Source organism: Dialister sp. UBA1703 (genome assembly GCA_002320515.1).
In the GTDB taxonomy this organism is placed as follows: domain Bacteria; phylum Bacillota; class Negativicutes; order Veillonellales; family Dialisteraceae; genus Dialister.
In genome coordinates, this window is the sequence record DCJJ01000060.1 from 1 (window position 1) to 10,144 (window position 10,144).

The 10,144-nt window shown below is 51.0% G+C and carries 5 protein-coding genes; all 5 read left to right on the top strand.

The genetic code is table 11. From position 1 onward, the window contains the following. The first annotated feature begins 823 nt into the window (after window positions 1-823). The 5 genes from B2Y11_RS02795 to B2Y11_RS02815 all read left to right on the top strand — a co-directional run bounded on the left by B2Y11_RS02795 (window position 824) and on the right by B2Y11_RS02815 (window position 9,908). The gene (locus B2Y11_RS02795) at window positions 824-2,356 is read left to right on the top strand and encodes a hypothetical protein (RefSeq protein ID WP_291055933.1); all 1,533 of its coding nucleotides are present in this window, start codon (window positions 824-826) and stop codon (window positions 2,354-2,356) included. A gap of 1,828 nt (window positions 2,357-4,184) precedes the next feature. Beyond that, a complete protein-coding gene (locus B2Y11_RS02800; RefSeq protein ID WP_291055936.1) occupies window positions 4,185-4,376 on the top strand; it encodes an ESPR domain-containing protein in 192 nt (63 codons plus the stop codon). A gap of 6 nt (window positions 4,377-4,382) precedes the next feature. Then, complete coding sequence (locus tag B2Y11_RS02805; RefSeq protein ID WP_291055939.1) at window positions 4,383-5,228, top strand: hypothetical protein; 846 nt, start codon at window positions 4,383-4,385, stop codon at window positions 5,226-5,228. Between the two features lie 104 nt (window positions 5,229-5,332). Further along, complete coding sequence (locus B2Y11_RS02810; RefSeq protein ID WP_291055942.1) at window positions 5,333-9,370, top strand: beta strand repeat-containing protein; 4,038 nt, start codon at window positions 5,333-5,335, stop codon at window positions 9,368-9,370. A 16-nt stretch (window positions 9,371-9,386) separates the two neighbouring features. Next, a complete protein-coding gene (locus tag B2Y11_RS02815) occupies window positions 9,387-9,908 on the top strand; it encodes an S-layer homology domain-containing protein (protein WP_291055944.1) in 522 nt (173 codons plus the stop codon). Window positions 9,909-10,144 lie beyond the last annotated feature (236 nt).

Sequence of the window (10,144 nt, forward strand, 5' to 3'; positions counted from 1 at the left end):
CCATCGGCCGATTTTAGAAGAAGGGAGGATTGAAAAGTGGAATTCCCTGATGTTTCCTCATTCCCCCGTCATTCTCCTTACCGCGGATATGGAGGATGGCCGTTTGGAAATCGGGTTCATCATCTCATGAGGTCTTTTCATCCCTCTGATACTAATATCGCAGAAGGTTCGATTTTTTTACCCCCTGGAGATAAAAAATTTTAGAAAATTTCTTTGACCTATACTCAAACCTCCTTATTATATAAAGCCGCCCACCAAGGAAGGGGGCTGACGCTCTTCGCCATGCAGCACCGGGGATATAAAAGTGAATCCCGTAACCGCCCTTACCCACCCCTGTTTAAGGGGTGGCGAGCGCCTATATACGCTCTTGCGCCCCCTGCTTGTCAGGCAGCAAAGGAACTGGATTCTCAGTCGTCTTCGACTCCCTGCGAATCCAGTCCCTTTGTCACCCTGAGGGGGCACCTTTCTTGCCGCTATACGATGAGCGACTTAAGTTAGCACAAGGGGAAGCGTAGAGCAGACTTCCCCCTCCGGGGGAAGTGGTGCGCAGCACCAATAGGGGTGCATTTCCATCGGGCCGGAGGCCCGGTTGTTTGGTTTTCACTGCCGTAGGCAGTACTGCCGCCGACAGGCGGCCATAACCTGCGGGGCCGACGGCCCCGTCAACCTTCCTCCTCTGAACCCTTTGAATCTTCTGAATCCGGGCCCCGCAGGGGCCCATTACAAAAAAAGCATGACAATCATTGGTAATTGATGTAAAATAAAACTATTGGATTATGATAATATAGGTTTTTCAGAACTTTGTTTAGAAAAGAGGAAATCTATGAAATATAGAAAAATCACTGCCCTGCTCTGCGCCCTGGCTATTGCCGGTACCGGAGTTTCTTCCGTATTTGCAGAAGACGCTGCAGCAGCTGCTCCTGCAAAGGACAGCTCCGCCGAAGCGGCAGCTCCGGCTGCCAAAGTACCGGAGGTGAATTACACCGACGCCCTTTTGAAAGGCCTGTCCCTGACACTGCCGGATGTTGAAAAATCCGTACAGGACGGCACCTTCAAGAACCTGTCCCCGGAAGCACCGAAGCCGGTGGTGGAACAGCCTGCTCCTGAGCCGGAGCCTCTTCCCGAACCGGAACCGGAGCCCGAGCCGGAACCGGAGCCCGAGCCCGCTCCCGCTGTCAAGTACACCGCCGACCAGGGGGACACCGCCAATGAAATCGACAGCGACGGCACCTACGACGGCATGACCTATACTTCCGAAAAACCGAATGAAAACGCCCTCCGCGTATCCATGGCCTACATCAGCGCCAAAGGCGACACCTTCACCAAATCCGGCGACGTGGACGACGTCACCAATTCCGACCTCTACGGCAAGAACGCCGCCCTCCTCGTTACCCACGGCGGTCACGGCGCCTTCACTGACGCCAGGATTTCCACCACCGGAAACGGTGCCACCGCCGCCTACGGCTACAGCAAGGGCACCTACATTAATCTCACCAATGCCACGATTTCCACCACCGGAAACTTTGCGCCGGCAGCAGAAACAGCGGAAAAAGCCATGATGAAACTGGCTGGTACCACCGCTTCCACCACCGGCTTCGGCTCCCCTGCCATTAAAGTGTCCAAGAACGGCGGCATCATTCTGGCGGAAAACAGCCACTTCACCACCACCGGCCAGGAATCCCACGGCGTATACACTGCCGGTGACGTTACCTTGACCGGAAGCACCGTGAACGCCCAGGCCACCAAAGCGGCAGTCATTAAAAACAACGACACCCTTTCCCTGGAAAACTCCATCCTGGAAGGCAATGAAACAAACTCCGTGCCCTACAACATTGTCCTCTACTCCGACGAATCCGCCATCGGCACCATGGGCACCCAGCAGTTCAATGCCAAAGACTCCACCCTCATCTCCCATAAAGGCGGCATGTTCTACGTTACCAGCACCCACGGCAGAGTGACCCTGGAAAACACCACCATCCAGCAGGATGCTTCTCTCCCGGTATTTACCGTTACCGGCAACGACGGCTCCTTCGGCTGGGGCGAAGCCGGCAGCAACGGCGGCCACATGCAGCTTGTACTTGTGAAACAGGAACTCACCGGCAATATCCTGGTCGACTCCATCTCCGACGTGAACATGAACATCACCGACGGCTCCACCTGGAACGGAGCCATCCACATCGTCCCCAACGCCCAGAACGGCGCTGCCTACCATACCAACGCCAACATCTTCATCGCAGCAGGCTCCACCTGGAACCTTACTGAAGACAGCGAAGTCACTACGGTCACCAACCTGGGCACCATCAACTACAACGGCCACACCATCAAACTGGCCGACGGCACAGAAATGAAAGCATAAGGAAATACAGAAAAAGCGGCGCCTCGGCGCCGCTTTTTTGCATGGAATAAAAATGGGATGGCAGGGGCCTGCTGCTGTGCGGCAGAGGGGCGTATGGCCCTGTGCTGGCCCACGGGCCAAGGGTTGTGTTCGCTTGTCGCTCAGGGGGCAAAGGCCTTGGTGGGCGCCTTTCCATTTATAGAAGGCGCCGGTATGATAAAGCCTTCACAACCGCCCTATCGGGCGATGGAAATACATCCCTTCTGCCACCTGCGGCGTCATCTCCCCCGGTGGGGGAAGTTTGCTCTATGCTTCCCCTTAGTGGTAACTTAAGCAACACAAGGGTAAGAGCCGCTAAAACTTCCCTCTCCGGGGGAAGTACCGCCGAAGGCGGGGATAGGGGTGCATTTTCAACGGGCGCCAGCCCGGTTTGTATGCTTTCCTTTCGCGCCAAGGGTGCGGTTTTTCGGTTTTATTATCATGGCGTCTTCATTATATAAAGGCTGCCCACCAAGGAAGGGGGCTTTTGCACTTCGCCATGCAGCACCGGTGACACAAAAGTAAATCCCGTAACGCCCTTGCCCACCCCTATATAAGGGGTGGGTGGCGAGCGCAGCGAGCCGGAAGGGGTCAGCCGCAAGGCTGCATTATAATTCATTGCCCGCAGGGCAATCCACAACCCTATGAGCCCCTCTGGTGACACCCCTTCCAGAGGAAGAAGGCTTTTGCACTTCGTCATGCAGCACCGGTGACACAAAAGTAAATCCCGTAACACCCTTGCCCACCCCTATATAAGGGGTGGGTGGCGAGCGCAGCGAGCCGGAAGGGGTCAGCCGTAGGCTGCATTATAAGATTCATCGCCCGAAGGGCCGTCAAACCTAAGAACCCTCCGGCCAAAGGCCGGTCAATCTTAAGAACCTTTTTCCCATCCCCTGAGCGTTAGCGAACACAACCTTTCTACACAACCTGCGGGCCCTTTTGGCCCGCGCCGCTTCACGGCCCAAAAATCCCTCCATTGCAGGAGGATTTTTTATTTCCAAAGAAAAGGATTCCCTGCTTCATGGATAATCTCCTGTGTTTTCAAAGACCGGAAAAGCAGAAAGCCCAGCCCCGGCTATGGAGGAGAATGTGTGAAAAATAAGAAGTAAAACGTATACTTTTGTATACATTTTACAGTTTCCAGTGTAGTCTATACTTTTTGCGGAAGGAGCGGAGAGCCGCCGCTCTGTGAAATATGGCAGAAATGGCAACTTTGCAAGTGTGAATAATATGCATAAATATGCGTTATGTAAAGCCGCGCCTCTTTAGAAAGTACGGGAAGCTCTGCCGGAATGAAACTGGCAGAGCTTTTTTTATGGTCATGAAAACCACTTGGACATAAAATTGACCACTTTTGCAGAAAAACGACCACTTTTGCAGAAAAAATAGAAACAGGAAATCTTTTCGGATATAGTAATGACAGATGAAACGTAAAAATTACATAGGTACTGAGGCAGCGTCAAAAGTCGAAAAAATATTGACCCCTGACCTTTATTTCGCGCGCCCCAAAACAGGAAAAGACGAAAAGAAAGACCGATTTCCTTGGAGCTTTAGGAAAAAACGCAGCCGGCAGCACCTGTATAGTCCTTCTGCATAATCTGTATAAACGGATTCGAAGGCCCGCTCTGAGCCTTGAAGATATGAGTATACACAATAAGAACCGGATAAAGGAGGCATGGGTACAAACCGGTTCCGCCGCTGGGACGAACCCCCTGGGGCTATGTGAGTCAAAAATGCGGCACATCCGGCGCTAAGCCGCAAGAAAATGATTCAGAGCATCTATCATTTCCACTCAAAGGAGGGTATCAATATGAATAAGATCTATAAAGTCATCTGGAGTAAAGCAAAACACACCTATGTGGTGGCATCGGAAATCGCCAAAGGCCACACCAAGGGCGAAACCACAGGAAAAGGACTGAAGAGACTGGCAGCAGCTCTTATGGGTCCAAACTTCGCCTGGGCCGCGGACATCGTGACGGTCACGGATACGAGCACTACGTAGCAGACGATGTACACCAAAGATGGAGCAGATAATACCTTTGCCACAAAGGGAAGCCTGACCACAGAAGCAACTGAGCGTGCAAATGTCGATTCGACCCTGCAGACCAATATCGACAACGAAGTTACAAACCGTAAAGCAGCAGATTCGACCCTGCAGACCAATATCGACAACGAAGCTACAAACCGTAAAGCTGCCGATACAACCTTGCAGAGCAATATCGATACAGAAGCAACGGACCGCAAAAACGCGGATAAAACCATTCAGCAGGCTGTAGATGCCAAAGCAAATGCGGCTGACGTATATAGCAAAGATGTTGCAGATGATACCTTTGCCACAAAGAAAAGCCTGGCCCAAGAAACCACCGACCGTGAAACTGCTGATATGAACCTTCAGAAGGCTGTAGATGCCAAAGCAAATGCGGCTGATGTGTACAGCAAGGCCGATGCCGACACGACATTTGCTACCAAAACTGAAGTCAATACAGCAGATACGAATCTGCAGAAAGCGATTGACGATGAAGCTAGGAAACGGAAGTACTCGGTGACTAATCTGGAAAATGCAGATAAGCAGCTCCAGACCAATATTGATACCGAGAAAACTGCCCGTGAATCAGCTGATTCCGCACTGGACGCCAGAACGTCCGCGTTGGAAGCCAAGACAGGGTCTCTTAACAGAGTAGCTGCTGCTAATAGTACTTCTATTAATGAATCCATGACACTTAAGGACAAACAGTATAGTGCAACTCTTCAGGTTAATGGAAGCGGAGCACAGATTGGTGTAGTCAATAATTCGGTGGCAGGACTTGCCAATGATGGCGGTACTGCTTATACAGAATATCGCGCCAGAACCTGAATGCCCTGGATGAACGGATTACCAATGTAAAAGAATATCTGGAAAAACAGACATCTGATACCTATGTAAGCAAGGACGCCGCAGCAGTTCAGGATGGGGCCATCGTGAAAGCTGACAAGACCATCGGCGAAAACGTGACCAACCTGGACGCCGCCCTGGCAAAGGAAACGGCAGCCCGCCTTGGTGCCGATAAAGCCCAGGACGAAGTGATTCAGCAGGTCAACCAGAATATGGTAGATGGGTTCAATACCATCAACAAGAATATGGCTGATGGATTCACTGCCTTGAATCAGGCAGATGCCAATGAACTGGCAGGCCGTGTGGCAGCGGATAAAGAACTTGTCAAAGCAACCAACGGAGGCCTTGCCCTCAATAACAAAAATGTTCTCCAGAAAAACGAAACGATTATTGCTGAGGATGGTACGGTAAAGACTACTACGACAGCCGCTGATACCCTTATCATGAATGAAGGGAAAACTAACCAGATTACTCTCAGTGAAAACGGTATTAAAGTTGGCCTGAACAGTGGAGTCATGGACAAAGACGGGTTCTATGCCGGCGGCGATACAGCGGAGGCGGCAAAGGCGGCCCTCAATGCTGATGGCAGCATCAAGGGCGCTGGTGGTATTTTCACGGTTGATGGAACAACTGGCAACGTAAGCACAAAAGGCAGCTTGGCTGCTGCTTCCGGAACGATTGGTAATGTGAGCATGTCTGCTGATGGTACAGTGACCGGCGTGAAAGACCTGACTGCTTCCGGAAAGGTTACAGCTGGCAGCTTTACTGACGGTACAGCCACCATGTCAAATGGTAGCCTGAATGGGGTAAACCAGATTAATGCTACGGGAAATATCGTCACCACCGGCAATATGCAGGCTCATGACATGACGGCGACCGGGACCATTACTGGCCAGAATATCAACGGTACCACAGGTACCTTCGGCTCCCTGTCTACCACTGGAAATGCCTCTGTAGGCGGAACCCTGACAACCAATGGCATTACCAACACCGGCAATGCAACTACCGATACGCTCACTGTAAATCACAATGCTACCGTAGGTGGCAATCTGGGAGTAACCGGCGATATTACCGGTAAGAGCCTGAATGTAGGTACCGGCGACATCAAAGGCGGCCAGATTACCGGCACCGGACTGGATGTAGGCGCGGGTACTATTAAGACTACAGGAGCAGTGGAGACCGGTACTCTGACTACTACTGGCAATGCTACTATCGGCGGCGACCTGGATGTGAAAGGTGACCTTTCTGTAGAAGGCGAATTCAATGCCAAGACCCTGTCCAGCAAACTGGATGAAAACAACTACACCACCATCAACGGCGGCAAGACCGAGTCCATGAATCTGAAAATGGATAAGAAAACGGGTGAATTTCAGGCAAGTGGTTCTACCTTCGATGAAACCGGCAGCAATGCATGGGCGAATGATAATGATTCTATCGGCAAGAGCAGCATGACCGCAGATAAAATCAGCCAGTCCCTGTCCGATAACCGCGACAACCCGCCAAATGCAGCATCCCGTGTACTGTCCCAGAATACGGCTAACAAGTATGAAATTACCGATTCTGTTGTAGAAGGAAATCAGTCCAATGTGGAAAATCGCACTGCGGATACTACAGACTCCCAGATTTCTTTTAAGGATGACAGCGGCAAAGTCCTGAATAAGTCCTACATCACTCAGAACCTCAAGAAAGTCCTGATGGGTGTAGAAGAGGGGGATAATAAGACCACCATCGAACAGGATGCAAATAATATCACCAATACCGCAAAGAACGGCACTATCAAAAATGATGCAGGTAAACTTGTCAATACAGCCAGCGGCACCATTGCTAATATGGCTGGAAATGACATTACCAACACCTCAACCAATGGCAATATTGCTAATACTGCAGCCAATGGCACGATTTCTAATAATGCCAAGAATCTGACAAACACGGCTTCTGAGAACATCACTAACAAGGCTGAAAATGGTAATATCAGCAACATTGCTTCCAATGGCACAATCAGTAATGAAGCGAAGACCATTTCCAACAAAGCTACCGAAGCGCTGACCAATGATGCCAAAACCATCACCAATAAGGCTAGTGAATCCGTAACCACCCAGATTGGAGACGGTTCGGCAGTGAAGAGTGTTATGAATGGCAATGGCATTGCCAATACAGCAACAGACAAAGCCATCACTAATGACGCTGCTACCATCACCAATACCGGCACCACCAGCGTGACAAATCAGGTTGGCAATAACAAAGTCCTCGTTGATACCACCCATGTACAGTCCGCATTTGGAAATACCATCTACACCACCTGGGATGAAAGCGGTATCACAAACAATGCAACGGATAAGACCGTAGCAACCAATGCCAAGAATATCCAGAACACCGCAACCGGTGATATTACCAACACCGCTGAAAAAGGTACCATTACCAATAAGGCACAGAATCTTGTCAATGATGCTTCTGGCAATATGACCACCACTGTCGGCGGCGAAATGAAGACCACCGTCACCGGCAAAGTCACCGAAGACTACAAATCCGACCTGGATACCAAGGTAGGCGGAAACCAGATCACGGTCGTAACTGGTGACAGCAGCCTGACGGCAGAAAACATCACCAATAAGGCAATGGTAAAACTGTCCAACTCTGCGGCAGATATTGAAAATACCGCTACCAAGTCTATTACAGACAAAGTAGGTGAAAACACTTCCTGGAAGATGACAGATGGAACGGTAGTTGAATTGGTTAAAGATGTATCCGGTAAGACTAATCAGATCACCACGACAGCCGCTGATACTTATCAGTATGTCAAGAATGGTGATAATACACTGGCTAAGAGAACGTCTTCCACGAATGACAATCTCAACATTACCGATGACACCAATACATATACCAAGATTACGACTGCAACCAGCAACAAACAGACCGTTACGGATGGAACGGAAACAGCTTCCACTAATCTGACCAAGGCAGCATCGAATACCTTAATTAAAAATGGGACTCAGAGCGTTCTGAATCATATTGCAGCGGATACCAGCTATACTGTAATGAATGAGAATGGCAATGGTTCCAGACGGCAGCAGACTGCATCTGAGATTCTTGATCGGGTAACCGATGGCACGGATACCAGTGAAGTGAAACAGACCGCGTCCGAAGTAGCAGCCAGCGCGAAGAATATTTCCAATACCGCAACGGACAAGATTACCAGCCAGATTGGCGATGGCTCTAAAGTAAAGAGCGAAATGACTGCTGATAGCATCACCAATACTGCGGAAGGCGGCACCATTTACAACAAGTCGAAAGATATCCTGAACGAAGCGTCCGGTGGCATCCTGAACTTTGCAGGTGGAGAAATTGGAAATTCTGCCACTAAGATTACCAATATCACCGGTGACAACACAGTGACCAGCGATACCAAGGGTACCACCTTTGAAAACAAGGCACACAGCACTGCCATTGAAGGAGGATCCGTCACAAAGACCACCATTTCCGGAAACACCCTGGAAACCGGCAAGGCAACCATGGACTATGCGGAAGTGATGAAAGACCTGGGCGTTCGCGGCAATGCAGCGGTAGATGGAAACACCACCCTCGGCAAGAAAGGCGCAGACACCACTCTTACCGTCAACAGCACGTCCACCTTCAACAAAGATGTCACCATGAAAGAGAACCTGGATGTGGAAGGCACCACAACTACCGCTAAACTGGTGGTTAACAACGGAGCAACAATCAAAGGCGGAGCTGCTGTTACCGGCGGCACCACCACCGATAAACTCCATGTGACAAGCACTGCAACCTTTGATGATATTGTGACCATGAAGAAAGACCTCTCGGTCGGCGGAAATGTGGATGCAGCTTCCTACACCGTAAAAGATACAGACATCAAGATTGATAAAAATGGCATCAATGCCGGCGGCACCAAAGTCACCGGCCTGGCTCCGGCAGATATCAGCCACGCAGGCTCCACCGATGCCGTTTCCGGCGGACAGCTCTATGAGACCAATACCAGGGTCAGCGGACTGGAAACCCGTATGGGCACCGTGGAAACCAAAGTGGATAAACTGGATGGCAAGATCGACAAGGTAGGCGCCAACGCCGCAGCTATGGCAAACCTGCACCCCCCTGGAATTCGATGAAGACTCCAAGTGGAACATTGCGGCAGCAGTAGGCAGCTCCGGCAGCGAAACTGCCAGTGCGGTAGGCGTATTCTACCGGCCTAATGAAAACGTGATGGTCAATGCCTCCGATGCCATGGGCACCGGTGAGAATATGTTCGGCGGCGGCGTATCCCTCCGTCTCGGCCACGGCGGCAACAAAGCCAAAGAGGCACAGATGAAGGCGGCTGCAGCAGAAAATAAGGAACTCCGCGCCAAAGTGGACGATCTCACCGCCCGCATGGACGCACTCCTCTCCGTACTGAATCCCAATATGTCGAAAGATTTCCCGGATGTGCCGGAAAACCACTGGGCCTACGAAGCCGTTTCCCGTCTGGCAGGCAATGGCATCGTGGAAGGCTATGAGGACGGCAAGTACCATGGAGAACGGCAGATGACCCGCTATGAAATGGCAGAAATCATCTACAACGCCCTCTCCAAAGGCGCGAAGGCGGAAAAGAAACTGGTTGAAGAATTCCGCCCCGAGCTCCAGGCCATGGCAGCCCAGAAAAAAGCCTAGCCTCACTAATCACTCCCCCTTTATCCCTCCAAGCCGGATGACTGCTAATATGAAGGACAGTGATATGAGGATATAATCCCTGCCCCTTCCCCCGGAGGGGAAAGGGATAATAAACCCCCGGGACGAAAGTCCCGGGGGTTTTGCGATGGGATATGGACACGCCGTTATGGACACGCCCTGCGGGCGCTCAGGATGGCGGCCCGCCTTCCACCGTCATCCTCGTATAGTATGTGTAG